This window comes from Thiovibrio frasassiensis (genome assembly GCF_029607905.1).
Taxonomy (GTDB): Bacteria; Desulfobacterota; Desulfobulbia; order Desulfobulbales; family Desulfurivibrionaceae; genus Thiovibrio; species Thiovibrio frasassiensis.
In genome coordinates this window covers 1,368,635-1,392,663 of sequence record NZ_JAPHEH010000001.1, presented here as the reverse complement: position 1 = coordinate 1,392,663, position 24,029 = coordinate 1,368,635, and the positions used below count along the sequence as shown (strand labels likewise).

General features: G+C 57.2%; 27 protein-coding genes. 18 read left to right on the top strand and 9 right to left on the bottom strand.

What is annotated here, in order from left to right; all coding sequences use genetic code 11:
- Nucleotides 1–29 precede the first annotated feature (29 nt).
- Nucleotides 30–1,922 (top strand): SurA N-terminal domain-containing protein, encoded by a 1,893-nt coding sequence (locus OLX77_RS06605; RefSeq protein WP_307632804.1) that lies wholly within the window; start codon nucleotides 30–32, stop codon nucleotides 1,920–1,922.
- Nucleotides 1,923–2,021: 99 nt separating this feature from the next.
- Here OLX77_RS06605 and OLX77_RS06600 read toward each other — a convergent pair whose 3' ends face one another.
- Complete coding sequence (locus OLX77_RS06600) at nucleotides 2,022–2,357, bottom strand: J domain-containing protein (protein ID WP_307632803.1); 336 nt, start codon at nucleotides 2,355–2,357, stop codon at nucleotides 2,022–2,024.
- Nucleotides 2,354–2,968 carry a glycerol-3-phosphate 1-O-acyltransferase PlsY gene (plsY, locus tag OLX77_RS06595; RefSeq protein WP_307632802.1) on the bottom strand — a complete coding sequence of 205 codons (615 nt, stop codon included), beginning with the start codon at nucleotides 2,966–2,968 and terminating at the stop codon, nucleotides 2,354–2,356. The genes OLX77_RS06600 and plsY overlap by 4 nt, the downstream gene beginning before the upstream one ends.
- Before the next feature lie 263 nt (nucleotides 2,969–3,231).
- Here plsY and hcp point away from each other — a divergent pair, with 263 nt between their 5' ends.
- The 9 genes from hcp to mnmG all read left to right on the top strand — a co-directional run bounded on the left by hcp (nucleotide 3,232) and on the right by mnmG (nucleotide 11,892).
- Nucleotides 3,232–4,863, top strand: a complete 1,632-nt coding sequence (hcp, locus tag OLX77_RS06590; RefSeq protein WP_307632801.1) for a hydroxylamine reductase — start codon at nucleotides 3,232–3,234, stop codon at nucleotides 4,861–4,863.
- A 62-nt stretch (nucleotides 4,864–4,925) separates the two neighbouring features.
- Nucleotides 4,926–5,657, top strand: a complete 732-nt coding sequence (locus OLX77_RS06585) for an HD domain-containing protein (protein ID WP_307632800.1) — start codon at nucleotides 4,926–4,928, stop codon at nucleotides 5,655–5,657.
- Nucleotides 5,658–5,670: 13 nt separating this feature from the next.
- Nucleotides 5,671–6,423: an ATP-binding protein gene (locus OLX77_RS06580; protein ID WP_307632799.1), complete on the top strand. Its 753-nt coding sequence runs from the start codon at nucleotides 5,671–5,673 to the stop codon at nucleotides 6,421–6,423.
- A gap of 123 nt (nucleotides 6,424–6,546) precedes the next feature.
- Nucleotides 6,547–7,053: a TlpA disulfide reductase family protein gene (locus OLX77_RS06575; RefSeq protein WP_307632798.1), complete on the top strand. Its 507-nt coding sequence runs from the start codon at nucleotides 6,547–6,549 to the stop codon at nucleotides 7,051–7,053.
- Nucleotides 7,054–7,176: 123 nt separating this feature from the next.
- Nucleotides 7,177–7,410 (top strand): selenite/tellurite reduction operon protein ExtJ, encoded by a 234-nt coding sequence (gene extJ, locus OLX77_RS06570; protein WP_307632797.1) that lies wholly within the window; start codon nucleotides 7,177–7,179, stop codon nucleotides 7,408–7,410.
- Nucleotides 7,411–7,538: 128 nt separating this feature from the next.
- Nucleotides 7,539–8,351 carry an undecaprenyl-diphosphatase UppP gene (gene uppP / locus OLX77_RS06565; protein WP_307632796.1) on the top strand — a complete coding sequence of 271 codons (813 nt, stop codon included), beginning with the start codon at nucleotides 7,539–7,541 and terminating at the stop codon, nucleotides 8,349–8,351.
- 36 nt (nucleotides 8,352–8,387) lie between these two features.
- On the top strand, nucleotides 8,388–9,083 hold the full coding sequence (locus OLX77_RS06560) for a class I SAM-dependent methyltransferase (protein ID WP_307632795.1): 696 nt from the start codon (nucleotides 8,388–8,390) through the stop codon (nucleotides 9,081–9,083).
- A gap of 3 nt (nucleotides 9,084–9,086) precedes the next feature.
- Nucleotides 9,087–9,914: a class I SAM-dependent methyltransferase gene (locus OLX77_RS06555; RefSeq protein ID WP_307632794.1), complete on the top strand. Its 828-nt coding sequence runs from the start codon at nucleotides 9,087–9,089 to the stop codon at nucleotides 9,912–9,914.
- Nucleotides 9,915–10,011: 97 nt separating this feature from the next.
- Nucleotides 10,012–11,892, top strand: a complete 1,881-nt coding sequence (gene mnmG, locus OLX77_RS06550) for a tRNA uridine-5-carboxymethylaminomethyl(34) synthesis enzyme MnmG (protein ID WP_307632793.1) — start codon at nucleotides 10,012–10,014, stop codon at nucleotides 11,890–11,892.
- A 32-nt stretch (nucleotides 11,893–11,924) separates the two neighbouring features.
- Here mnmG and OLX77_RS06545 read toward each other — a convergent pair whose 3' ends face one another.
- Nucleotides 11,925–12,707 (bottom strand): prepilin peptidase, encoded by a 783-nt coding sequence (locus OLX77_RS06545; RefSeq protein WP_307632792.1) that lies wholly within the window; start codon nucleotides 12,705–12,707, stop codon nucleotides 11,925–11,927.
- A gap of 245 nt (nucleotides 12,708–12,952) precedes the next feature.
- On the opposite strand from OLX77_RS06545, the gene OLX77_RS06540 reads away from it, so the two are divergent.
- The 7 genes from OLX77_RS06540 (at nucleotide 12,953) to OLX77_RS06510 (ending at nucleotide 18,196) form a co-directional block, all read left to right on the top strand.
- A complete protein-coding gene (locus OLX77_RS06540; protein ID WP_307632791.1) occupies nucleotides 12,953–14,089 on the top strand; it encodes a hypothetical protein in 1,137 nt (378 codons plus the stop codon).
- Between the two features lie 156 nt (nucleotides 14,090–14,245).
- Nucleotides 14,246–14,623 carry a PilZ domain-containing protein gene (locus OLX77_RS06535; protein ID WP_307632790.1) on the top strand — a complete coding sequence of 126 codons (378 nt, stop codon included), beginning with the start codon at nucleotides 14,246–14,248 and terminating at the stop codon, nucleotides 14,621–14,623.
- A gap of 248 nt (nucleotides 14,624–14,871) precedes the next feature.
- Nucleotides 14,872–15,171 (top strand): MTH1187 family thiamine-binding protein, encoded by a 300-nt coding sequence (locus OLX77_RS06530; protein ID WP_307632789.1) that lies wholly within the window; start codon nucleotides 14,872–14,874, stop codon nucleotides 15,169–15,171.
- Nucleotides 15,172–15,193: 22 nt separating this feature from the next.
- Entirely contained in the window at nucleotides 15,194–15,364 is a 171-nt protein-coding gene (locus tag OLX77_RS06525; protein WP_307632788.1) for a CD1871A family CXXC motif-containing protein, read from the top strand.
- A 1-nt stretch (nucleotide 15,365) separates the two neighbouring features.
- Nucleotides 15,366–16,259, top strand: a complete 894-nt coding sequence (locus tag OLX77_RS06520) for a 4Fe-4S binding protein (RefSeq protein ID WP_307632787.1) — start codon at nucleotides 15,366–15,368, stop codon at nucleotides 16,257–16,259.
- 25 nt (nucleotides 16,260–16,284) lie between these two features.
- Nucleotides 16,285–16,722, top strand: coding sequence for an SH3 domain-containing protein (locus OLX77_RS06515; RefSeq protein ID WP_307632786.1), 438 nt, complete (start codon nucleotides 16,285–16,287; stop codon nucleotides 16,720–16,722).
- A gap of 61 nt (nucleotides 16,723–16,783) precedes the next feature.
- Nucleotides 16,784–18,196, top strand: coding sequence for an amino acid permease (locus OLX77_RS06510; protein ID WP_443098685.1), 1,413 nt, complete (start codon nucleotides 16,784–16,786; stop codon nucleotides 18,194–18,196).
- A gap of 120 nt (nucleotides 18,197–18,316) precedes the next feature.
- Here OLX77_RS06510 and OLX77_RS06505 read toward each other — a convergent pair whose 3' ends face one another.
- From OLX77_RS06505 to OLX77_RS06480, 6 genes are all read right to left on the bottom strand, one after another.
- Entirely contained in the window at nucleotides 18,317–18,643 is a 327-nt protein-coding gene (locus OLX77_RS06505; protein ID WP_307632784.1) for a DUF805 domain-containing protein, read from the bottom strand.
- Nucleotides 18,644–18,743: 100 nt separating this feature from the next.
- Complete coding sequence (locus tag OLX77_RS06500; protein ID WP_307632783.1) at nucleotides 18,744–19,355, bottom strand: hypothetical protein; 612 nt, start codon at nucleotides 19,353–19,355, stop codon at nucleotides 18,744–18,746.
- Between the two features lie 94 nt (nucleotides 19,356–19,449).
- A complete protein-coding gene (locus OLX77_RS06495; RefSeq protein WP_307632782.1) occupies nucleotides 19,450–19,980 on the bottom strand; it encodes a YeeE/YedE thiosulfate transporter family protein in 531 nt (176 codons plus the stop codon).
- Complete coding sequence (locus OLX77_RS06490) at nucleotides 19,977–20,519, bottom strand: YeeE/YedE thiosulfate transporter family protein (protein WP_307632781.1); 543 nt, start codon at nucleotides 20,517–20,519, stop codon at nucleotides 19,977–19,979. Before OLX77_RS06490 ends, OLX77_RS06495 begins: the two co-directional genes overlap by 4 nt.
- A 78-nt stretch (nucleotides 20,520–20,597) precedes the next feature.
- Nucleotides 20,598–21,098: a LapA family protein gene (locus tag OLX77_RS06485; RefSeq protein ID WP_307632780.1), complete on the bottom strand. Its 501-nt coding sequence runs from the start codon at nucleotides 21,096–21,098 to the stop codon at nucleotides 20,598–20,600.
- Between the two features lie 91 nt (nucleotides 21,099–21,189).
- On the bottom strand, nucleotides 21,190–22,101 hold the full coding sequence (locus OLX77_RS06480) for an ROK family protein (RefSeq protein WP_371877495.1): 912 nt from the start codon (nucleotides 22,099–22,101) through the stop codon (nucleotides 21,190–21,192).
- 603 nt (nucleotides 22,102–22,704) lie between these two features.
- On the opposite strand from OLX77_RS06480, the gene OLX77_RS06475 reads away from it, so the two are divergent.
- Nucleotides 22,705–24,027, top strand: coding sequence for a TolC family protein (locus OLX77_RS06475; RefSeq protein ID WP_307632778.1), 1,323 nt, complete (start codon nucleotides 22,705–22,707; stop codon nucleotides 24,025–24,027).
- Nucleotides 24,028–24,029 lie beyond the last annotated feature (2 nt).

The following is a 24,029-nucleotide window of genomic DNA, read 5'->3' as shown; positions in this document are numbered from 1 at the left end:
CACCCTTTTCATTACCACACAGGTGACACATGCTCGACTTCATGCGCCGCAAGGCCCAATCGACCGTTATCCAGGCAGCCATCCTTATCATTGTCCTGGTTTTTATCTTCTGGGGGGTGGGAACAAGCCAAAATGGCGGCCCAGACTCCATTGCCACGGTTAATGACCAGAGCATTTCCTCGCAGCAATACCAACGGACCTACAACCGAACCATCGCTCGATACCAGGAACAGTTCGGCTCCACCCTGCCCGCTGGGCTTCTTGAGGCCCTGAATCTGAAGCAACAGGTATTGAACCAGATGGTCCAGGAACTGGTCATGCAGCAAGGCGCCACGGAAGCAGGTCTGATTGTCGGCAGCGACGAAGTGCGCAAGGTTATCCAGGGCATGGACGCTTTTAAGGAAGAGGGGATTTTCAAGCTCGACCGCTACAAAAAGATGCTGGCCTCCTCAAAGATGACCACGGCGGATTTTGAAAACTCCGTCCGCAACGACCTCCTCCACAGCAAGATTATCGCCCATCTTTCCCGCTTTGCCCGGGTCTCCGACAGCGAGCTCAAAGACCGTTTCGCCCTTGATAACGACCAGCTCAAGCTTGAGTATGTCGCCTTCGGCGCAGATGATTTCCGCACCGCAGGCCCGATTGCAGACCAGGATCTGAATTCTTTTTTTGCAGGGAACAAGCAAGCCTACCTGACCGAACCGCAGGTCAAACTGCGCTACATCACCTTTCTCCAGGAGCAGGGACTGGCCGCCATCCAGGTGAGCGACCAGGAAATCGAACAGTTTTACACCTTGAACCCCGACAAATTCTCCACCCCCGAGCAACGCCAGGCCCGGCATATTCTGATCCGGTCCGACGCCAATGAGAGCCCGGAGCTGCGAGACGCCAAACGCAAAAAGCTGGCGGCCATCCTGGCGCTGGCCAAGGCAGGCAAGGATTTTAGCCAACTGGCCAGGGAGCATTCCGAAGACGCGAGCGGTAAAAACGGCGGCGACCTTGGCTTCTTCAGCAAAGAACAGATGGTCCCGCCCTTTGCCGAAGCGGCCTTTGCCCTTACGGAAGGGGAGATCAGCGGCGTGGTGGAAACACAATTCGGCTTCCACCTGATCAAACTTGAGAAAATCCGCCCGGCGAGCGTAACCCCCCTCGCTGCGGCGCGGGATCAGATTGCCGCTGAACTCAAGGCGCAGCGCGGCAAGGACCTTACCTTCCAGCTGGCAAACCAGGCCTACGAAGGAATCATCCAGGCTGGCAGCCTGGATAAGTATGCGGCCAGCGCAGGAGCAGCGGTGCAGACAACCGATTCCTTTTCCCAAGCCAATCCGCCCAAGGCCCTGACAGGACAGCCGGCGCTGCTCAAAACCATCTTCAGCCTGAAGATGGGAGAGCTGAGTTCGTTGCTCGAAATCAACGGCGGCTATGCCATTTGCTTTGTTGACGAGGTGAAGGAGCCCCAAGTACCGCCGCTGACAGAGGTTCGCGCCAGGGTGGAAAAGGATTTCCTTGACGATCAGGCCCATGCCAAGGCTAAGGATGCGGCCGTAGCCCTTTTGGACCAGACAAAGAAGGAAGGCTCCCTTATCGCTGCAGCAGAAAAGACCAAGAGCAGCGTCAGGGAAACACCTTTTTTCACGAGAAGCCAGCAGGCGACGAGCACCTTACCCGCCCCCGTGGTTGCGCAAGGGTTGAAACTCAGTGCTGCTTCGCCCTATCCCAAGGAGATCGGCGAAGACGGCAGCACCTTTTATGTGCTCCATTTCAAGGAAAGCAAGTCGGCGAGCGAGGAAGCTTTTGCCAGCCAGAAAGAAGCCCTGCGGAAAATGTTGACCCAGGAGAAACAGATGGAGGTCATGGGTGCCTGGCTCGCGTATCTGCAAAGCCGGGCCAAGATAACCATCGACAAGAAATTCATGGAGTAGGCAGGGGTTCGGCAGCAATGCCGTTCAAGAGGCTTATTCGCAGGACAGCGAGGGAGGCCGGGGCGGCGAAGTAAATGGCCGCCCTCTGATCAGGACGCATTAACTGTTGCGGCCTGGGCCCCAAAGGGGATCCTCACCAAAGCGCTCCATCCACCAGTCTTCCCCCTCAAGGGGCTGATCCTCCCCCGGCACCAGGGGAATTCTATATTTTTTCCCATATTCCAGAAGAATCTGGTACGCCTCGGTGAGGCGGTGCATTTCCAGCCGCGGCCCATCACCCTGATCTTGCCCTGCGTCCCTGTGGTGGGCAAGATCAGGGTGATGCTCCTTGGAGAGCCGGCGAAACGCCTTTTTTATCTCCGCCAGGGTCGCATGATCCGGCAAGCCCAAGAGGGTCTTGGCCTCGACGATCTTCTTCCATTCATCGTTGGTCATGGGTTGCCTGAGTCACCGTCTTTTTTCCGCCAGCTCTTTTCCTCGTGTTTCATAAGCCGTTCGATATTCTCCCGATGCTTGACCCAGATCAGCACCCCGATCCCGAACGCCAGCAAGGAGTTGCTCAGCGAGCCGGTCAGCAGCCAGACCAGCCCCGGCATCAGCAGGGCTGCGGTGAGCGAACCCAAGGAGACATACCCCCAGTTGTAGACCACTCCGACAAAGATCAGCAGATCAATGAGCGCAGCCACCGGCGTCAGATAAAGAAAGATCCCCAGCGCCGTGGCCACGCCCTTGCCGCCCTTAAACTTCAGATAGAGCGGGTAGAGATGGCCAAGAAAAGCCGCGCCGCCGCAAAGCGGTACCCAGAGTTCCCGCCCGCTGCCATCGGCCAAAAGCCAACCCGCAACCAGCATCGGCAGAATACCCTTGAGCGCATCGCAGACCAAGGTGAGGGCTCCGACTTTTTTGCCTACCAGCCGGGCGACATTGGTGGCCCCGATATTGCCGCTGCCCGCAGCGCGGACATCAACGCCCGCCACCTTTCCCAAAACCAGGCCAAAGGGGATTGAACCGATAAGATACGAACCGATAACCAAGAGATATTCCATGCCGCCCCTGTCATAATTAGGTGAAGGGAAAAAATGCTGTCCGCGCCGGTTATTCTAAACCGCAACACTACATTATTCATGCTTATTTTTTTTGCCCTCCGCATCTTTCCGTTGCCTCGTGCGACAAAAAAACAAATCGGACTAAAAAACTCTTTCTTCTTGATTTAAGTCAACGCCCGGCCGGATAATCAAGGCTATAGTCTGATCAACAAATGCACCAATACGGGTTACCCCAACCAATACAGCATACAAGGAGAATCGCCATGTTTTGCAACCAATGTGAACAGACCGCCAAAGGAACCGGCTGCACCACCATCGGTGTCTGCGGAAAAAACGAAGCAGTCGCCGGGCTGGAAGATCTGCTGACCCATGCGGTCCAGGGGTTGAGCCTTGTTGCCAGCGCCGGCCGCAAGGTCGGGGTTACAGATAACGCGGTGGACCGTTTCACCTGCGAAGCGATTTTTTCCTGCCTCACCAATGTGGATTTTGACCCCAGCCGTTTTGAGGCCCTGATCCGCAAAACCGTCACCTTGCGGGATGGACTGAAGGCGAAGGTTACGGCGGCTGGCGGCACGATTGACACCACCGCTCCGGCAGCCACCTTTACCCCGGCCGACTCCCTGAGCGGCCTGGAAGCACAGGGAGCAGCCCTGAACTTCATCAACACCCTGGATGCCAATGCTGACCTGCAATCCTTAAAGCAGATCACCATGTACGGCTTGCGCGGCCTTGCCGCCTACACCGACCACGCCGCCATTCTCGGTAAGGAAGATGACACGGTCTATGCCTACATCCATGAGGCCATGAGTGACCTGACCCGCAAGGATCTCGGTCTTGACCAGTTGGTGGCTCTTGCCCTGAAATGCGGCGAGGTGAACCTCAAGGCCATGGAATTGCTTGATGCGGGCAACACCGGCACATACGGCCACCCGGTTCCCACCCCGGTACCCCTGGGGCATATCCCCGGCAAATGTATCCTGGTCACCGGCCATGATCTCAAAGACCTGGCCATGCTCCTTGAGCAGACCAAGGGCAAGGGAATCAACATCTACACCCACGGCGAGATGCTACCCTGCCACGGCTATCCGGAGCTGAAGAAGTACCCCCATTTTTATGGCCACTTCGGCACGGCCTGGCAGAATCAGCATAAGGAGATGCCCGAGTTCCCGGGGGCCATCCTCTTTACCACCAACTGCATCCAGAAGCCCCTTGACTCCTATAAGGCCAATGTCTTCACCACCGGTCTGGTCGGTTGGCCCGAGGTGACACACATCGGCGAGAACAAAGATTTCAGCCCGGTTATCAACCGCGCCCTGGCCCTGCCCGGGTTCAGCGATACCCTGGACAAGGATTCGGTTCTCGTAGGTTTTGCCAGAAACACCGTGCTCGGCGTGGCCGACAAGGTTATCGCCGCGGTCAAAGCCAAAGCCATCCGCCACTTTTTCCTGGTGGGCGGCTGTGACGGCGCCAAGCCCGGTCGCAACTACTATACCGAGATCGTCGAGCAGATCCCCGCAGACTGCATGATTCTCACCCTGGCCTGCGGCAAGTTCCGTTTCTTTGACAAAAAATTGGGCGACATCGGCGGCATCCCGCGTCTTCTCGACGTAGGCCAGTGCAACGATGCCTACTCGGCCATTCAGATCGCCGTAGCCCTGGCCGGCGCCTTTGAGTGCGGGGTCAACGACCTGCCGCTCTCCCTGGTGCTCTCCTGGTACGAGCAGAAAGCGGTGGTCATCCTTCTGACCCTGCTGAACCTGGGCATCCAGAACATCCGGATCGGACCCAGCCTGCCCGCCTTCATCACCCCCAACGTGCTGGACGTGCTGGTGAAAAACTTCTCCATCAAGCCGGTCACCACCCCGGCCGAGGATCTGAAAGCCATCCTCGGATAAAAAAAGGCGAGTGTGGCGATCCTCTCTCCGCCGCACTCGCCTGCCCATGCAAGGAGATTACCATGCAGTGCCCTGGCCAGGATAGCCGCTACTGGGATGCCAATGCCGTCTTCGAGGCAACCTGCCCGAAATGCGGCAACAGTGTGGAATTTTTCAAAGACGACGTGAGCCGCAAATGCGGCCAGTGCTCCACCCGGATGCTGAACCCCAAAAACGATTTCGGCTGCGCTTCGTATTGCCCCTACGCCTCCCAGTGTCTGGGCTCCCTGCCCCCGGAGTTGCTGGCCAAAAAGCAGGAGCTGCTCAAGGAACGGGTGGGAGTGGAAATGAAACGCTACTTTGCTGACGACTTCCGCCGCATCGGCCACGCCAGCCGAGTGGCCCGCCACGCCGTGGAGATCGCGGCAAAAGAGGAGTGCAACCCGGCAGTCGTAGAGATTACCGCCTATCTCCACGACATCGGCATCAAAGAGTCGGAGCGCAAATACCACAGCGCCTCCCCCAAACACCAGCATCTTGAAGGTCCTCCGGTGGCCCGGGAGATTCTTCTCGCGCTTGACGCACCCCTGCCCCTCATCGACGAGGTTTGCGACATCATCGGCCACCATCATCTACCGAGGCCGGAAGAGAGCATGAACTTCAAGGTGCTGTACGACGCCGACCTGATCACCAACCTGGAAGAAAAACAGAAAGATACGCCTTCCCCCCCGGCCCATCTGCAAAAGATCATCGACCGCTCCTTCCTCACCAAGGCAGGAGCCACTCTGGCCGCCAAGGTGCTGCTGAAGGGATAACGGAGATATTGCCATGAAAATAATGAGAAAGATTATAGAGATAGACGAATCCTTGTGTAACGGCTGCGGCCAGTGCATTATCTCCTGTGCGGAAGGTGCTCTGCAGATCGTGGACGGCAAGGCAAAGATGCTGGCGGAAAAATATTGCGACGGATTGGGCGCCTGCCTGGGCGACTGCCCCACCGGCGCCCTGCGCATCATCGAGCGAGAAGCCGACGATTTTGACGAAAAGGCGGTGGAAGAGCTGCTCAGCAAAAGAGACGGGGGAAAAAACCACCCCGCCCCGCCCGTAAGCGGCTGTCCCTCGGCCAAGCTGCAGACCTTTACCCCAGCCACCCCCTGCCAGTCCGCCAATGCCCCGATTTCCCTGGGCAATAGCGGTTCCGCCCTGAGCCACTGGCCGGTGCAGATCCGCTTGGTGCCGCCCAGTGCCCCCTTTCTCAAAGGCGCCGATCTCCTGATCGCAGCCGACTGCGTGCCGGTGGCCTACCCTGATTTTCACCGCGACCTTCTGAGCGGCAAGGCAGTGATGCTTGGCTGCCCGAAATTTGACGATGTGGAAGGCGCCATCCAGAAATTCAGCGAAATCTTTGCCTCCTCCGGGATCAAGAGCATCACCATGGCGATCATGGAGGTGCCCTGCTGCGGCAACATGCGCCATATTGTCAGCCAGGCCCTTTCCCGCTCCGGCAAGACCATTCCCGTGCAGGAGGTGGTGATCTCCGCCAGGGGGGAACGTCTCAGCCGGGGGAAGATGTCCTCCTGAAATCCCTGCGCCGCCAGACCAATCTTTCCCCTTTTGTTTCCCGGAAAAAGGAGGTAAAAAGATAGTATTTTGGGAAACGATTATAGACCAACCCGGCGGCATACCTTTACCCAGGAGTCCTTCATGCAGATCATGAAAGCCATGGCGGCGAAAGCCCGCATTCTCACCATCACCCTTGCCCTTTTCACCCTGATGGTAGGCGCTGCCCAGGGTGCCACCAAGATGCCTTCCTTTGCCCTGCCCTCAGTGAAGGATGGCGCCATGGTAAAGGCCAGCGCCTATCAGGGCCAGGCAATGCTCATCAATTTCTTTGCCACCTGGTGCCCTCCCTGCCGTAAAGAAATTCCGGATTTCATCAAGCTGCAAAAAGAATACGGACCGAAAGGATTTACCGTGATCGGCATCTCCACCGACCAAGGCGGCAGCTCCCTGGTTGATAAATTCGCCCAGAAGATGGAGATCAACTACCCCGTTCTGCTGAGCGACTCGGAAACCCCCAGGGCTTTCGGGGGCATCCTCGGCATCCCCACCTCGTTTCTGGTAAACAAGGAAGGCAATGTGGTCAAACGGTATGATGGCTATGTGGATCATCAGACCCTGGTGAACGATCTCAACGCCATCCTGAAATAAAAAGGGAACTTTCGGGTTGACATCCTGTGCTCGTGCCGTATATTTAATGAACTGTCATTCATTATTTTCCTGTTGCGAACAACAGGAAATATTTCCCCAAATACCACTTAAGAGGAGATGAACATGAGCAAGAAGATGATTTCCCTGGCAATGGCTGTGGCTTTCGTAGTAAGCGGCGCTGCCGTATCTTTCGCTAGCGACTGCACCGTAACCAAGGTTGAAGGCACCAAGGTAACCGTAGATTGCGCAGGCGCTGTATCCACCGTTGAAGGCGCTGCTAAGGTTGGCGACAAAGTTGCAGTAAAAGACGGCAAGATCGTTGCTGCCAAGAAAAAGAAAGCCATCGAGGGTTGCTAATCCCCTCGTGATGACCTGTTACAGGCGCATCTAAAAAGCCCGGCCTCTGGCCGGGCTTTTTTTTATTCCCACATATCGTTTCCCATCGGTATTTACTTTTCCGCCTCCCTTTCGTATAGTGCCAAACCATGAACCTCATCGAAGCAATCATCTTTGGCATCATCCAAGGCGCCACCGAATTCCTGCCCGTTTCCAGCTCCGGCCATCTGGCCCTGGCCCATTATTTTCTCGGGGCCCAGGAATCCGACCTAGCCTTTGACGTGGCCCTGCACCTCGGCACTCTTTTGGCAATCCTCGCCTATTTTCGGGATGATTTCTGGCAGATGGGCAAGGCCGTTTTGGGCCTCCAGCAAGAGCCAAGCGAAACAGCCCGTCTGCGCAAGATGACGCTCTTCATTGCCATTGCCACCATCCCCGGAGCCTTGGCCGGCCTCTTGTTGGGACAAGCAGCGGAAAACTATTTCCGCCACCCGGCCTTGGTGGCGACCGCCCTGGCCGGGGCAGGAGTGCTCCTCCTCCTTGCGGACCGCACCGGCAAACGTACCCGTGCTTTCGAAAAAATAACCCTGATGAATGCCCTGCTGATCGGCCTTTCCCAGGCCTGCGCCATCATCCCCGGAGTATCGCGAAGCGGCAGCACCATCACCTGCGGACTTGCCATGGGACTCACCCGGCAAGCGGCGATCCGTTTTTCCTTTCTGCTTTCCGCACCCATCATCTTCGGAGCAGGGATGCACGAAATTCCCAAGATCATCAAAAATGGCATGGTGGAGGGGCAAACCATTCTCTATGTTGCCGGCTTTCTTGCCGCCGCCGTTTCCGGCTACATGTTCATTTCCTTTCTCATGCAATACATCCGGGCCAGAAGCTTTGCCATCTTCGCCTACTACCGCTTTCTGGTCGCGGCCCTGGTCTTGATCGCCCTTTTTCTGCAACGATAACTTCACCGGCGCCCCTGCGCCGCCATGGAGAACCAGATGGATCCTACCCTGCTTCCCGAAAAACAGTATGCCCGTCTGCGGGAGATCAGAAAAACATACACCGTGGACTTCCAGCCTTTACACCTGCGCGGCAAGGAAATCCAGCTCCTCCAGGTCACCGACCTTGAACCGCTTCTGGCCGGAAAAGATCCCTTCAAGAATGTGGAAGAATTTCCCTTCTGGGTAAAACTCTGGGAAGCCGCAATGGTCCTGGCGGACCTCATGCTCACCACCCCGCCGGCCAAAGAGGGGCAAAGCCTGATCGAACTCGGTGCCGGCCTCGGCGCCCCGGGTCTTGCCGCCGCCATGGCCGGCTACCGTGTGACCCTGACCGATTACGAGCCCCACATTCTCGATTTTCAACGGGTCAGCGCCGCGGCCAGCGGGCTCAAAGGGGTGGAGTGCCGGTTGCTCGACTGGCTGAAACCGCCGACCCTGCCGCGCTTCGACACCATCATCGGGGCCGAAATTCTTTTCCGGGAAGAGTTTTTCACCCCGCTTTTGAATATCTTCCGCGCATTGCTGGCGGAAAACGGGGTCATCTATCTGGCCCACGATGTCCGCCGCAAAAGCCTGCCCAAATTTCTCCTGCTGGCGGAAAAGGAATACGAAATAGCGGTAAGCGCCCGCAAGATGCGCAGCGAAGATAAGGAACTGACCATCATTGTCAACCGCCTCACCCGCCGCAGCTAAAAAATGACGATGCGCTATCAGGATATCGACTGGGACACCATGTGGCGGAAGTCCAGAGCCGACAAGTCCTGGAAAAAGAAAAAGAGCACCGACTGGGACCGGCGGGCCGCCTCGTTTGCCGAGCGCAACATCGACTCCCCCTTTGTCGCGCAATTCATGTCCCGTATCCAGACCGAACCGGACTGGAGTGTGCTGGACGTGGGCTGTGGCCCGGGCACCCTGGCCATTCCCTTGGCCCGCAAGGTGCGCCAACTCACCGCCCTCGACTATTCCGCCGCCATGCTGGCGGAACTCGACAAACGGGCCGACGCGGAGGGAATTGCCAACATCCGCACCATTCAAGGCTCCTGGGACGATGACTGGGAGAAACTCTCCATTGCTCGGCACGATGTGGCCATTGCCTCCCGTTCGCTCTCCGTGGATGACCTCGCCGGAGCTTTGCGCAAACTCAACAATTGGGCAGACAAGGGGGTCTACCTGGCAGACCGGGTCGGGGCCGGGCCCTTTGATCCGGACCTTTTTGCTGCCATTGGCCGTGATTTTCAGCCCGGCCCGGATTACATCTTCACGGTCAACATCCTTTACAGCCTCGGCATCCATGCCCATGTCGACTTTATCAGCCTGGACCCGCACCGCAGCTATGGCTCGCGGGAAGAGGCCATCCAATCATACCGCTGGATGGTGGACAATCCGAGCCCCGCCGAAGAAACCCGCCTTACCGCCTACGTGGATGCCCGCCTCCGCCAGCTTGACGAAACAACCTGGCAATTCACCCGGCAGACCGCCCCGCAATGGGCCATGATCTGGTGGCAGCCAAAGGTTGCGTTGTAAATCCGCGGAAACCCCGCTATAATGACCGCCTTTTCAAGGGCAACTCAAGGCTTCTGCCGTAACGGCAACTCAAACTTCCCCCAATTCACTCACACCCATGCCGACTTCCTCTCAATACGACATCATTATAATCGGCGCAGGCCATGCCGGCTGCGAAGCCGCCCTGGCCGCTGCCCGCATGGGTTGCCGCACCGCGGTGCTCGTTATCAACGTTGACACCATCGGCGCCATGAGCTGCAACCCGGCCATCGGCGGCTTGGCCAAGGGACATCTGGTCAAAGAGATTGATGCCCTCGGCGGGGAGATGGCGAAAAACATCGACGCCACCGGCATCCAGTTCCGCCGCCTCAACACCCGCAAGGGCCCGGCGGTCTGGTCTTCCCGGGCCCAGGCCGACCGGCTTCTCTATCGGCTGCGGATGAAGTCGGTGATGGAGCAGCAGGAGAATCTTCATATCCGGCAAGGAACCGCCGACCGTCTGCTCATAAAGAACGGGGAGATCACCGGGGTGATCACCTCTCTCGATGAGGAGATCACCGCCCGGGGCGTGGTCATCACGACCGGCACCTTCCTAAACGGCCTGATCCATATCGGCTTGAAGAATTTCCCCGCCGGCCGCATGGGCGACGTGCCATCGCTTACGCTGCCCCTGCATCTCAAGGAGCTGGGGCTGGCCATGGGGAGGATGAAGACCGGGACCACCCCGCGCCTGGACGGAACCACCATCGATTACTCAGAACTCGAAGCCCAGTACAGCGATGAGCCGCCCAACCTTTTTTCCTTTTCCAACAGGGGCAAACAGCCGGTGCTGCCGCAGCGGCCCTGCCATATAACCTACACCAACCCGACCACCCATGCGATCATCCGGGCGGGCACCGACCGCTCTCCCATGTATACCGGGATTATCGAAGGGGTGGGGGCCCGCTATTGCCCATCGGTGGAAGACAAGGTCATGCGCTTTCCGGAAAAGGAGCGGCACCAAGTGTTTCTAGAACCCGAAGGGCTGGACACCGTGGAGATCTACCCCAACGGCTTGCCCACCAGCCTGCCCATGGATGTGCAGACCGCCATGCTCCGCAGCATCAAGGGGCTGGAGAATGTCGCCATCATCCGGCCCGGCTATGCCATTGAATACGATTATGTCGATCCGCTGGAACTGCATCCCTCCCTTGAAACCAAACGGCTCCGGGGGCTCTTCCTGGCCGGGCAGATCAACGGCACCTCCGGCTACGAAGAGGCCGCAGCCCAGGGGCTGATCGCCGGAATCAATGCGGTGAAATATGTGCGCGGGGAGGACCCCCTCATCCTGGACCGCTCCCAAGCATACACCGGGGTGCTCATCGACGACCTGGTCACCAAGGGCACCAAGGAGCCTTATCGGCTCTTCACCTCCAGGGCGGAATACCGGCTGCTTTTGCGGGAAGACAACGCCGACCTGCGGCTGGGGGAGATTGGCAGAAACTTGGGATTGGTGAGGGATGAAACCTACCGATTGTTTGTGGCCAAAAAACAGGCCATAGAGGAAACCCTGGCCCTGTTCAACACCACCGCGCTCCGGCCCAAGCAGGAACTGAACGACCGGTTGGTGGCCATGGGCAGCGCCACCCTCAAAACCGTGGTGAGTGCCGCCGACCTTTTGCGACGACCGGAAATGGATCTTGTCACCGTGGCTCAGCTCACCGGCCTCTCCTTGCCGCGGCCCGAGGAAGAGGTTACCCGGGAAGTGGAACTGGCCATCAAATACCATGGCTACATCGAGCGGCAGAGCGAGCAGGTGGACCGTTTCCGGCGCATGGAGTCAGTGCTCCTGCCGGGAAATCTCCCCTACCAGAGTATGTCCGGCCTTTCCCGTGAGGTGGTGGAAAAACTCACCAAGATCCAGCCCCGAACCCTGGGCCAGGCAGCACGGATCTCCGGCATCACCCCGGCCGCTGTCTCCATTCTCCAGGTGTATCTCAAGAAAGAAAACCTCCTCTAAACTTTCTCGTCTGGCGGTTCCATCAGCACTCATCAGCCATGGAGCACATAGCGGACAAAAAGGGAGAGGATCTCCCGCCGAAAGAAGAGATAGAGCAGCGCCGCGATGGCCAGGAATGGCCCATAGGGGATAACGGTTTTGCCGCCCTTGCCCTGTTTGATCATGGCCCCGACCCCCACCACCGTACCCAGCAGCGAACTGCCGAACACCACAAAGGGCAAGGAGTGCCAGCCCAGAAAAGCGCCGATCATCCCAAGCAGCTTGATGTCGCCGCCGCCCATGCCTTCCCGCTTGGTGAGCAAGTAATACACCAGAGCAACCAGATAAAAACTCCCCCCCCCGAACAAAATCCCCAACCCGGACTCCTGCCAGGTGACAAACGGGTTGATAAAAGAGAGGCCAAATCCGAGAACGATGCCGGGCAGACTGATCACGTCGGGAATAAGCTGGTGCTGCAAATCGATGAAGATCACCGCAATGAGGGCCGCACAGAAAAGAAAATAGATGGGAAAGAGAAGAGAAAGGCCAAAGTGGAGATACAGAGCCAGGGAGAGGAGCGCCATGGCACTCTCCACCAGGGGATACCGCCAGGAGATCCGCGCTCCGCACTGGCGGCACCTGCCGCGCAGGAAGAGAAAACTCAGCACCGGGATGTTGTCGTACCAGGAAATGTTTTTTTTGCAGGCCGGGCAATGCGAGGCAGGAAAAACAACGGAGGCTCCTTCCTCGGGCAAACGGACAATGACCACATTGAGAAAGCTCCCGACCAAGGCCCCGAACAGGAGGACAAAAAAAGAAACCATATCTTCAAGCATGTCTCGTGTTTCCTTGCCCGATCACCCGGGAATCTTTTTTTAGGACCCGCGCACAGCAGTACCTGCGATGGTGCTGCCGCTTGGTATCCAACCACTGCCGGCATCGTCTCACCCCGACGAACAAGCCGCGACAGAACTGCCCTCCCGCACAACTGTCTGTTGCCAAACTCCGACAATTTCTGCTATAGTACTCTACAAAATATCCAGTCACAATAGGGCATTGGCCCCGCTTGCCCTGAGAGGGGATGAAAAAAATACCCGAGCAAGAGTTGCGCTTCACAGTCTGCGCAACTCTTGCTCTTCTTTACCCTTATAAAGCCAATGGCTGTGGAGTAATACCGGTGATTCTTTCCATCGACGAATCCATCCTGAAACTAAAAACAGAGATCCTCTCCCAGGACTGGAGCCTGTCCCAGAAAAAAATCGAACCGCTGCAGGCAGCCTTTACCTGCCTGAAAAACCGCTTCAAAAGCAGAAAAAACGCCCTGACCATTCTTACCATGGCGGACAGCGTTCTCCTCTACGCCCAAAAACGGCAGGGCCAGGTTCCCCCGGAGTTCATCGATTTCCTCAAGGAAACCATGGCCCATGTGGTCAACATGTACGAGGACTCCAAATTCGACCCGGACCGGGATGCCGAGGTGTTCAAAAGGGTGTATGGCAAGTTTGCCAAACTCAAGGAGAAGGTGGCTGCGGAAAAAGCTGCGTCTCCCGCCGGTTCTTCGGGGCAATCGCCTGAATCTGCCGCCGATTTAGATTCCTGGGAAACGCCGACTTCCTTGGAAGAAGCCCCAATAGCGCGGAACGAGCCCAATACCGTCCGCGCCGCCACAGGCATAGCTCCGGGCAAGGTTGTTTCCAAAACTACAGCGCCAAAACCCCTGCCGATTGAACCGGGGGGCTTGATCCGCCAGATTAGCATCGGCAAGCTGTCCCTCGCTATTGCCGAAGAAAACATCGCCCTCATCAAACCGCTCTCCCCCAAAAAGAGAAAGCAATACATCAAAACCAGCCAGATTCCCCTGAAAGATTTAGGAGGCTGGTTTCACAGTCTGGCCGGACAGATGCAAGGCTCGCTTGCCTTGCTGAAAAACGGAAAACTGAAAAAACTGATTCTCCCCGTTATGATCCCTCGCGGCATTGGCTTGGCCGATATCCCCGATGAAGAGGCCTCCATGCTTGTGGTGGTGAGCAGCGGGCATTGGCACGGAGTGCTTCTCTGCCGGAGCCTTGCACAGGCAGCGGTTCCGGCCCTCTCCCTGGCTCGGGCCAAAAATGGCGACCTTTTCGGCCCGGCCCGCCTCACGGAAGACCAGGAGCTGCAACTGCTGAATCTCGGCCAGTTACTGGAGCGGGAGGGATTTCTTTTCATGCCGAAATAGCAGGCGGTCGAAGGCCCCCTTTTTTCGGCAATTTATGGGGAATCAGACGATTCACTTTTGCAATTGCGAAGTAAAAAACACGGCTGTTTTTTTAACATCCTGACAGGAGCGCTGCGTACCGCAGGCAACCAGAGCACAGGACAAGAGGGTCCAACCATGAAGAACAAACGCAAAAACAGCAGGGTTCCGTTTGAAGTGCTCATCGGCCTGGACTTTCCGGACCAACGCCATGCGGAGTGCAAAACTGCGGACCTGAGTCTTAAGGGCGTCTTCGTGCTTGGCGTCACCGGACACACGATCGGCGAAAATTGCCTGGTCTCCTTGCGACTGGTTGGTTCAACCAGTCATCTGACTCTGAAAATGAAGGGCACGGTTGTCCGGGTGGAAGAAGATGGTCTGGCGCTGCACTTTTACGAGATGGACCTGGACAGCTTTTTCCATCTGAAAAACATTCTCTATTACAATAGCGAAAACCCGGATCTGTTGGACGAGGAACTTTTCGCACAGATTGAGACCTTCCAGGACAAGGAGTGATCGGCTGATACCTCCGCCAGAAGACGGCGCTGTCGTTCCGGAAAAAACCGGAGACAGGAGAAAAGCGAGACCACAGGCGAGTCGTTTTCTTTTTTGCAGGTCAAGCGTTTAGGCCCTCGATGCGCCGGTTTCGCGGCAAAAATTGCCCGATGCCAATTCGCCAGAACCCTTTACTTTGCAGCCATTACATCTCTGTGGTATGTTTTTTTATTTTTCCATTACCGGCAACATGCGTTAGGGAAAAAATCATGGCGATCATGCAACTGACCATCATCCCTCTGGGCACCCAAACCCCCAGCGTAGGCCAATACGTAGCCGATATCCAGGAGATCTTACGCAGGGAAGGTGTCCGCCACGAACTGACCGACATGGGAACGATCATCGAAGGTGAAGTCGAGGTGCTCCTCGCCCTGGCCTCCCGGTTGCATGGGCTGCCCTTCGGCCGCGGCGCCCAGCGGGTCGTGACCCAGATTATGCTCGACGAGAGGCGGGACAAGGATGTGAAGCTGGGCGACAAAACCGCCGCGGTTCAAGCCCGTCTCACCTGAAAAAACGCAGAAGGACAAGACCATGCCCCCAACCAGCCGCGAATCCCACCACAAAAGGTCACTCCGCAAAGGACCATTTGTGGTGATCCCCGCCTTTCTCTTCCTCTGGCTGATCGGCGTCGCCACCGGGGAACCGTCCCGCGTCCTGGAACAGGCGTTGCAGGTATGCCTGAGCTGTATAGGGATTGGCTGAGATGGAAAGCGTTCGCAAATGGGTCCAGGTAATCGTCGGTTTTCTCACGAACAGCTCCTGGTCCTTCCCCTTCAGCAAAACCATCTATCAGGGACCGCTCAAGGTGATCTGCGCGCCTGGGCTGAACTGCTACTCCTGCCCTGCGGCCACCAGCTACTGCCCCATGGGGTCGATCCAACAGCTGCTGGGCGGCCTGCGCATCGCCCTGGAAAACGGCCAGTATTATTTCGGTTTTTCGGTGCTCGGCACCATCGGGGTCCTCGGCGGGCTGTTCGGCAGAATGATCTGCGGCTGGGCCTGCCCCTTTGGCTTTATCCAGGAAATGCTGCACAAGATCCCCAGCCGAAAATTCGCAATCCCGCGCATGCTCTCGTATGGCAAATACATCATCCTGCTCCTTTTTGTCGTTATTCTGCCCCTGGTGCTCGTTGACGAATTCGGCACCGGCCACCCCTGGTTCTGCAAGTTTATCTGTCCGGCCGGCACCCTGGAAGCCGGGCTACCCATGCTCTTTCTCCAGCCCAATCTCCGCAACACCCTCGGCCTGCTCTTCCTCAATAAATTCGTAGTGATGGTCCTCTTTCTGCTCTGGGCCGTCTTTTCCAGTCGACCCTTCTGCCGAACAGCCTGCCCCTTGGGCGCTTTTTATGCGTTCTTCAGCAAGGTCCGGCTGGTCAAGCTGCACCTCGATAAAGCCAAATGCACCAATTGTAAGGCCTGTCACCATGTCTGCCCCATGGGGGTCAAATTCAATGAATCTCCCGATGACCCCGAGTGCATCACCTGTCTGGCCTGCATGAACAAGGCCTGCCAATTTGACGCCATCTCTCTGGAAATAGGCGGAATCCCCTTGGCCGTTCCGGACAGGGGGCTCTCCTCGGCCAGTAAACCGTAATACCACACAGCGCAAGGAGGTTGTTATGATCCGGCGACTCTGTTTCGGACTCGTTTTTCTATTCGTTTTCACCACCATGGCCCACGCGGAAATGGTGAGTATCAAACAGGCCAAGGCGAGAATGCGTTCCGGGCCGGGAGAAAAATACCCGATCAAGTGGGAATTGGGGATTGGGTACCCCTTGCAGGTGGTCAGCCGCAAGGGCAGCTGGCTCAAGGTGACGGACTATGAATCGGACACGGGCTGGATATACAAAACCCTGGTTGGCAAAACGCCCTACATGATCGTTGAAAAAGAAAAAACCATTATCCGGAAAGGACCCTCGGAAAGCGAGCGCATCATAGGCAATGCCACCCGTGGCGTGGTCCTGCGGACGATGACCCACAAAAAAGGCTGGGTCAAGGTCAAGCATGAATCCGGGCTCACCGGCTGGGTCCAGCGGGAGACGCTCTGGGGCTGGTGACCCATTTTACAACCTAAGACATCCGACCTGAGGCCAATCACCGCAATCCATTCACGAAGGAATGGGCATGAAAATTTTTCGCACCAAATCCACCACCCCGGGTGATTTCGACCATACCGGCCTCCACAAATGCCTCTCCGCCTTTGATCTCACCTTTCTCGGGATCGGGGCCATCATCGGCACCGGGATCTTCGTCCTCACCGGCATCGCCGCTGCGACCCAAGCAGGTCCCGCCGTGGTGCTCTCCTTTGTCATCGCCGGGATCGCCTGCGCCTTCGCGGCCCTGGCCTATGCCGAACTCGCTGCGGCAGTGGGCGGCTGCGGCAGCGCTTACGGCTACAGCTATGTCGCCTTCGGCGAGTTGATCGCCTGGATCATCGGCTGGGATCTGATCCTCGAATACGGGGTGGCCACCGCCGCCGTGGCCACCGGCTGGGCAGGCTACTTCAACAATGCCCTCACCGCCGTGGGCCTCGCCCTGCCGAACGCCCTGACCAAGGCTCCCATGCAGGGCGGAATCATCAACCTGCCGGCGGCGGGCATCGTCCTGATTCTCATGGTTTTGCTGATGCTGGGGATGCGGGAGAGCGCCCGCACCAATATGGTGATGGTCTTTGTCAAACTGCTGACCATTGGAGTGTTCATCTCCGTGGCTGCGTTCCATGTCAATCCGGAAAACTGGACCCCCTTCATGCCCTTTGGCTGGAGCGGCCAAAGCCCGGACGGCAAGCCGGTCGGGGTGCTGGCCGGGGCGGCCATGGTCTTCTTTGCCTATGTGGGCTTCGACGCGGTTTCCACCGCTGCCGAGGAGGCAAAAAACCCGCAACGCGACGTACCCTTCGGCATCATCTTTTCCCTGGTTTTCTGCACCGCTATCTACATCGTGGTCGCCGGGCTGCTCACCGGCATGGTGCCCTACACCCAGCTGAACGTCCCTTCCCCCGTAGCCCACTCCCTGCACCTGATCGGGGTCAACTGGGCCTCGGCCCTGGTTGCCACCGGCGTCATCGCCGGCTTGACCACGGTGATGCTCGTTCTCTATTACGGGCTGACCCGGGTATTCTTCGCCATGTCCCGAGACGGCTTGCTCCCGCCGTTCTTTGCCGAGGTGCACCCGAAAACCCAGACACCGGTCCGGGTCATCGCCATCTGCGGTCTGCTCATTTCGCTGATCGCCGGCTTCATCCCTCTGGGCGAATTGGCCGAGCTGGTCAATATCGGCACCCTGGCCGCCTTTGTTCTGGTCTGTCTTGGGGTGGTCGTCCTGCGCATCAAGCAACCGGACCTGCCCCGGCCCTTCAAAAACCCGCTCAACCCTGTGTTCCCGTTGCTCGGCGCTTTTTCCTGCAGCGGGCTGATGGCTTTTCTCCCATGGACTACCTGGGTTCGCTTCGCGGTCTGGCTGGGGATCGGGGTTCTCGTTTATTTCAGCTATTCGATCCACCACAGCAAACTGCAAAAGCACTCCGCCTGAGTCCACAGAGCCAAGGCATAAAAAAACCGCAAACCATTGCTGGCGCGGTTTTTTTTATACCTAAAAACTCAGGAGGAGCAATACCCCGGAGGCACGCTCCTTCTTCCGCCATTTTTCTCGCTATCCAGCGGAACCGAAACGATTCGGCTCCTTGCCTGCCTGCGCGAACCAGACGATAAGCAGAATCCAGCCGACCACGGGAATGAGCCACAGGAGCTGAAACCAGCCGCTCCTGTTTGTATCATGCAGTCTTCGCGCCCCCACCGCCAACCCCGGCAGGATTGTGGCCAAAGAAAAAAGAGCTGAAGCCGCTTCTCCGATAATGCCAGCAGCCATGGACGCCAACACCACAAAGAGCGTCCACCACCAAAATTCCGGCCGAGAAGCCCGGTCGTTAAACTCCGCATACTTAGAAAAACAGGTTCTGATTGCTTGGCCAAAGCTCATCACGTGCCCCCCTCACTTGGTTTATTGAACAATAATCTCATGGGCCGGGAATTGCGTTTCGCCGGACAGAAAGCTCTGCTACCACGAACCTGATAAAACCCTAGCGCACACAGGCCTGCGTGTCCTGCCCCGAGTCCACATTGCCGCTCGTCGGCTCTAACCGGGAGATAAGCTTCGCGTGGGCCAGCCGCTGGTACAACTCGATATCCTTGCGGCGGGGAAACCATTCAACCAAGAAAGTCGCCAGTGCTTCCCACAATGACACCCACGCTGCGACCGTGAGGCCCTCCGCGAAGACATTCCCCACCACCGAACGCTCTAATTCCATGGACTGGTTGACCCAGACGGAGATGAAAAGAATGGCAAGGCCGATACAGAAAAGCACAAACGACCTGCGGGTCATCTGATGAATCTTTTGCCGTTCTTTCTCGGCAAGATAGAGGAAAAAGACATTCACGCTCCGGCGGATCCGGGCGAAACGACGGTCATCGGTGATCTTTGCCAGGGTGAAACGAATGGAGAAAGGCTCCCGCCCCAACTCCCTCGCACAATCGATCAGGTAGTCGACAAGATCCTGATCCAAGTCCCTGCGAATATAAGGGGCACTCTTGTCAAAATCTTCATAGAGATCCTCCACGCCGGCGGCGGCAACATCAATGAGAATGCTGCCGTCGGGAGAGCACTCATACCGATTCAGAACGTCTCGTTTCATTGTCTCACGTCCCTGTACGGATCACCGGTGGACAAGACTGGAAAGGCCCAACCCCGCCCACAGGGAGCCATCCTCTCGATGCCAGACTAATAGCTCACAACCCCTTCTTTTCAAACCAACGGAACAGAGCGATAACCCCGCCGCCAAACAAGAGGACGATGAGCCATTGCGAAACACCAAGCGCTTCGGGCAAGCCGATCTTGCCAAAATCTTGCCAGGCCAAAACAGTTGCTTTAAAAAAGGGAAAGAGTTCCGCATAGACTGCGGCACCCACGATCATGCCGACAACGGCAAAAATCGCATGCCACCTCCCTTCCCCCAAAGCACCGATGGAGGTGCCGGGACAAAAGCCCATGATCGCCCAACCCCCGCCAAACAAGGCCCCGCCGAGCACCACAGCGCCAAGATTCATGGGCTTGTGGCTCAAGGTGATAATTCCCAGGTCGGAAAGGAGCAGAATCCCCACCATGCCCACGAGAACTGCCGAGAGCATGAACTTGAATATTGTCATGTCCTGAAACAGCAGCGCCCCGATCTGCTTATCAAAGCGGAGAACGCGACCTTTTTGCAGCAAAAACCCGAATACAATTCCTGTAACCAGGCCCAACCATTGATCGATACTCATGCTTTCCGTCCTCCATACACGAGATGCGCGACAACCATGCCGACGCCAATAAACAGAGCCAACGCGACAAAGGCACTTACCGACAACTGCATCATGCCGCTGAGTCCATGTCCGCTTGGACAGCCATCTGCCATCCGGGCACCGACCATGGCGACAACCCCACCGGCGAAAGCGCCCACCGCTCGTTTGCCGAGGGAGGGCCCAAACCGCTTCGCCCAGAGGGGCGGTACCCGTTCCAGTTTAAAACTCTTGTCAGAGAGCGAAGAAAGCAACGCCCCGGCAAAGATTCCGAGCACCAACATAAACTGCCAATCAACCCGGACCTTTTCTTTGACGAAATAGTCGTTTGCCGCAACATGTTCCGCCGCAACCGTCCGCTCCAAAAGGCCGGCAGCGCGGACAAAGGTGGTCGATGCCCCGATGTAGGTGGTTTTCCCCATCCACTGGGTCGTTGCATACACTGAAACAATCGCCAGGAGCCCGACAAGGGCTCCGGCAAGATACGGGCTCCAGCCATTATCGCCTGTTTTCTCTTGCATCCGACAACCTCCTTTTTCTCTTTATATTTTTGCTCAAAGCGAATGTGCGCGTGACACATCCAAACCTCGATACCAATATCAGGACGGCGACTGCAAAGTCGTCCCCTGGACCACCTTTTCCAGCCGGTCTTCCAGCTCACCGATGTAAGCGCTGAGCATGTTCCCCGACTGTTCCACCGAAGCGCGGAGATCCTGCTCCAGCTGATCCAGTCTTGCCAGCACGGCCCCCTTCGACTCCGCCTCGAACCCTGCCTGCCTTTTCAACTCTCCTTCCAGGAATCCGCGCAGTTCGGTAAACCGTGAAGCCTCGGCTTGGTCCGCAAGCTCTCGATTGGCCTGCAGCTCCCGCGCATGGCGGCGAGCCTCAAAGAGGACCGAGGTCTGCAGAGAGACGATAAAAATAAGAAACACCGCCGAGAGAAAAGCCAACAACCCAAGCATGATGATTCCGAGGGGTGCCTGAACGTTGGCAACCCCTAAGGATAGGGTGGTCGGCGCCATGAACGCGTTCCAATTGAGCGCAGCAAAAACGGTGATTACACCTAAGATAATCAGCAAAAACAGGGTACGCACCTTCATGTTGACCAACCTCCTGTGTCGATTTTATGGTTCCCCCCGTGCTTGCAGGTTGTTGCACCGCAACCACGAAGGAATAATTCGAAAAAAAAACTTAGGCGGCTGCCTGCTGCGCCAAGGCAATGGCTCCACACACCCCGGCATCGTCACCAAGAAGCGGCGGCACAATATAACCGCCGATCTCCTCGTGCAGGGCCGGAGAAACGATATATTCATGCAACACGAGCTGTACCTTCTCGCGGATCATCTGAAAAAACCGATCCGAACCGAGTTGCCCACCCTTTCGCACACTCCCGCCGATAATCACCCGCCGGGGCGATAAAACGCAGACGATGGTGGCAATAGCGGAGGCAATGTACTGGGTTTCCATTTCCCAGGCCTCATGCTCCGCGGGGAGGAGCTCCGCGCTCATCCCGGATCGCGCCAAAAGCGCCGGGCCGGAACACAGCCCTTCCCAGCACCCACCGTGGAAAGGACATACTCCGGCGAAGGTGTCACCGGGGATGCGCGGAAGCAGGATGTGCCCCATCTCGGGATGGACAAGGCCGTGCAGCAGCTGCCCTCCCGCCATCCCGCCTGCGCCGATACCGGTGCCGATAGTGATATAGACAAAATCGTGCAAGCCGACCGCATTGCCCCAATAATACTCGCCCAAGGCAGCCCCGTTGACATCGGTGTCGATCGCTACCGGGATATGCGGAAAAACCCTTTTTACCGCACCATGGATATTGGTATTGCTCCAGCCGGCTTTCGGCGTGGAGGTGATATAGCCGTAGGTTGGCGAACCTTTGTCGAGATCCACCGGACCGAATGAGCCGATGCCGATGGCCTGGAGCATCCCCCGCAGACGCTGTTGCTCAACAAACCAGTTCGTAACCGCGGAAAACAAGGTGTCAGGATTGTCTCCGGTAGCAAACTGCGTCCGGGTCAGGTCTTGCGGACTCGTCCCGACAGCACAGACGAATTTGGTTCCGCCGGCCTCAATTGCTCCCACCAGGGCATTCATGCCTTTCCTCTCCATGGACTGCCTCCTTGGGGCTGGGCACATGTTTGGAGAATAAGCCTGTGCTCCACGGCTTCTCCTGCCGGGATAAAAGGCGCAACGAGGTTTCTCTCCTCTTTCGACCCGTGCGAATGCTCACGTTGCCTGGGTCTGCCTCAAACAACGGATTAATGAAGCGTATCATATTTTTAAGACTTTTCCTACAGCCGTAACGCTTATACGGCCCGCCGAAGACAGATTCGCCGCAACGGTACAGTTGGGGCAGATCGACCCCCTTTACGGTATAAAAAGCCGCAATCTCTGTGCCGTGCAAGCAAGAAAACCTGTGCGCCTCCGGGGAGCTCTTGACATCCCAGAGGAAAAGGAAGAAGATTTTTCATGGTGCCGTTTTTTTACTGCATTCCAAAAATTCCCTGACCGATTGCCCGCGAAAGATACGGCAAATTAAAGAATATTACTCAGTCAACTTACAGACTATTCTTCATTCAGCACCATTTCAGCTAGACAATAAACAGACAAGATCATGATATAACAAGAAATAAACTACCTGGCATATTCCTTGCGTTGTTTCTGACCCGACCAGTGAGTCTTTACAAGGAGAGAGGAATGCATACGCCCATACGTTACTTAGCCGCCCTGCTTATTATCCTCGCCACCACAGGGGGAGCGCATGCAGCGCAAAATACCCTCCCGCCGGTTCTGGAGGAGCTGATCGCTACAGCCCTGGCCGAAAACCCCGAGCTCAAGGCAGCCGAAGCCCGCTTCCGCCTCTATGAACACAATATCATCCCCGCCGGCTCCTTGAACGATCCATCCCTCTCCTTCTCCTTCAGCAACTATCCAGTAGACTCCTTTTCCGGCAACATCTTTCCCATGAGCGGCAAGATCGTCAAACTCTCCCAGGATTTTCCTTTCCCCGGCAAACTCGCGGCCAGAACCGAGATTGCTGAACTCCAGGCCAAATGGTACCAGGCCCTTTTGGCCGAGCAGCAGTTACAGCTCAGCCGCCAAGTCAAGGAGGCGTACTATTCCCTAACCTATACCGTCCGGGCCGTGCGCATCATCGAAAAGAACATGCGGCTGCTGGATGATTTCATCCGCTTGAGCGAGGCCAACTACGAGGTGGGCAAGGGCCAACAGCAGGATGTACTCAAGGCCCAGGTGGAACGGGGCAAACTCCTTGATCGCCTCTACAGCCTGCGCCAGCAGCACCTCACCAGCCTGGCCGGTCTCAACCGTCTGGTCAACCGCCCCTCGGCCACGGCGGTGGCCGACACCCCCGATCCACCCCTTGCCGCCATCGATACCCCCCTGGAGGACCTGCAGAGTAAAGCGGAAACCCTGCGGCCCATGTATGCCGCTTACCGCTCCCTGATCGATCGCTATCAAGCCCAGCACAAACTGGCCGAGCTCGATTACAACCCGGACTTCAAGGTCGGCCTGGCCTACACCTTCCGGGAGCCCAACAATGCTGACTCCGGCACCGACTTTGCCGGAATCGAGGTGGGGATCAACCTGCCGATCTTCCGGGACAAACGCAGTGCTGCAGCCGCCGAAGCAGCGGCCGGGACACGCATGGCCCTTGCCCAGTATCAGGATTTCCGCAATCAGGTGCTTTTCAATATCCAGGATGCCTACAGCCAGGTGCAGACCAACCACGATCAGGCCAAACTGTACAAGACCGGTATCATTCCCCAGGCCAGCCAGGCCTTGGAATCGGCGATCAACGGCTACCAGGTGGGCAAGATTCCCTTCCTCACCCTGCTGGACAACCTGATGACCCTCTACACCTTTGAACTGCAATACCAGAAGGCCCTAAGCGACGGACAGCGCAACCTCGCCCGGCTGGAAGCGGAATCCGGCCAGCCCGGCAACCCGGCCGCTAATAATGCCGGACAACCGCCAGCACCTGGCCAGGAGGGCGAATAACC

What these genes read in the sequence shown, in the direction of transcription:
- OLX77_RS06555 (WP_307632794.1), top strand. Translation starts at nt 9,087, where the DNA reads ATGACGATGCGCTATCAGGATATCGACTGGGACACCATGTGGCGGAAG.
- OLX77_RS06585 (WP_307632800.1), top strand. Translation starts at nt 4,926, where the DNA reads ATGCAGTGCCCTGGCCAGGATAGCCGCTACTGGGATGCCAATGCCGTC.
- OLX77_RS06510 (WP_443098685.1), top strand. Translation starts at nt 16,784, where the DNA reads ATGGGCATGAAAATTTTTCGCACCAAATCCACCACCCCGGGTGATTTC.
- OLX77_RS06475 (WP_307632778.1), top strand. Translation starts at nt 22,705, where the DNA reads ATGCATACGCCCATACGTTACTTAGCCGCCCTGCTTATTATCCTCGCC.
- OLX77_RS06525 (WP_307632788.1), top strand. Translation starts at nt 15,194, where the DNA reads ATGCCCCCAACCAGCCGCGAATCCCACCACAAAAGGTCACTCCGCAAA.
- plsY (WP_307632802.1), bottom strand. Translation starts at nt 2,968, where the DNA reads ATGGAATATCTCTTGGTTATCGGTTCGTATCTTATCGGTTCAATCCCC.
- OLX77_RS06515 (WP_307632786.1), top strand. Translation starts at nt 16,285, where the DNA reads ATGATCCGGCGACTCTGTTTCGGACTCGTTTTTCTATTCGTTTTCACC.
- OLX77_RS06580 (WP_307632799.1), top strand. Translation starts at nt 5,671, where the DNA reads ATGAAAATAATGAGAAAGATTATAGAGATAGACGAATCCTTGTGTAAC.
- hcp (WP_307632801.1), top strand. Translation starts at nt 3,232, where the DNA reads ATGTTTTGCAACCAATGTGAACAGACCGCCAAAGGAACCGGCTGCACC.
- OLX77_RS06490 (WP_307632781.1), bottom strand. Translation starts at nt 20,519, where the DNA reads ATGCAAGAGAAAACAGGCGATAATGGCTGGAGCCCGTATCTTGCCGGA.
- OLX77_RS06535 (WP_307632790.1), top strand. Translation starts at nt 14,246, where the DNA reads ATGAAGAACAAACGCAAAAACAGCAGGGTTCCGTTTGAAGTGCTCATC.
- OLX77_RS06560 (WP_307632795.1), top strand. Translation starts at nt 8,388, where the DNA reads ATGGATCCTACCCTGCTTCCCGAAAAACAGTATGCCCGTCTGCGGGAG.
- OLX77_RS06505 (WP_307632784.1), bottom strand. Translation starts at nt 18,643, where the DNA reads ATGAGCTTTGGCCAAGCAATCAGAACCTGTTTTTCTAAGTATGCGGAG.
- OLX77_RS06480 (WP_371877495.1), bottom strand. Translation starts at nt 22,101, where the DNA reads ATGAATGCCCTGGTGGGAGCAATTGAGGCCGGCGGAACCAAATTCGTC.
- OLX77_RS06500 (WP_307632783.1), bottom strand. Translation starts at nt 19,355, where the DNA reads ATGAAACGAGACGTTCTGAATCGGTATGAGTGCTCTCCCGACGGCAGC.
- OLX77_RS06575 (WP_307632798.1), top strand. Translation starts at nt 6,547, where the DNA reads ATGCAGATCATGAAAGCCATGGCGGCGAAAGCCCGCATTCTCACCATC.
- uppP (WP_307632796.1), top strand. Translation starts at nt 7,539, where the DNA reads ATGAACCTCATCGAAGCAATCATCTTTGGCATCATCCAAGGCGCCACC.
- OLX77_RS06605 (WP_307632804.1), top strand. Translation starts at nt 30, where the DNA reads ATGCTCGACTTCATGCGCCGCAAGGCCCAATCGACCGTTATCCAGGCA.
- OLX77_RS06600 (WP_307632803.1), bottom strand. Translation starts at nt 2,357, where the DNA reads ATGACCAACGATGAATGGAAGAAGATCGTCGAGGCCAAGACCCTCTTG.
- OLX77_RS06530 (WP_307632789.1), top strand. Translation starts at nt 14,872, where the DNA reads ATGGCGATCATGCAACTGACCATCATCCCTCTGGGCACCCAAACCCCC.
- OLX77_RS06495 (WP_307632782.1), bottom strand. Translation starts at nt 19,980, where the DNA reads ATGAGTATCGATCAATGGTTGGGCCTGGTTACAGGAATTGTATTCGGG.
- OLX77_RS06545 (WP_307632792.1), bottom strand. Translation starts at nt 12,707, where the DNA reads ATGCTTGAAGATATGGTTTCTTTTTTTGTCCTCCTGTTCGGGGCCTTG.
- extJ (WP_307632797.1), top strand. Translation starts at nt 7,177, where the DNA reads ATGAGCAAGAAGATGATTTCCCTGGCAATGGCTGTGGCTTTCGTAGTA.
- OLX77_RS06485 (WP_307632780.1), bottom strand. Translation starts at nt 21,098, where the DNA reads ATGAAGGTGCGTACCCTGTTTTTGCTGATTATCTTAGGTGTAATCACC.
- OLX77_RS06540 (WP_307632791.1), top strand. Translation starts at nt 12,953, where the DNA reads ATGAAAAAAATACCCGAGCAAGAGTTGCGCTTCACAGTCTGCGCAACT.
- mnmG (WP_307632793.1), top strand. Translation starts at nt 10,012, where the DNA reads ATGCCGACTTCCTCTCAATACGACATCATTATAATCGGCGCAGGCCAT.
- OLX77_RS06520 (WP_307632787.1), top strand. Translation starts at nt 15,366, where the DNA reads ATGGAAAGCGTTCGCAAATGGGTCCAGGTAATCGTCGGTTTTCTCACG.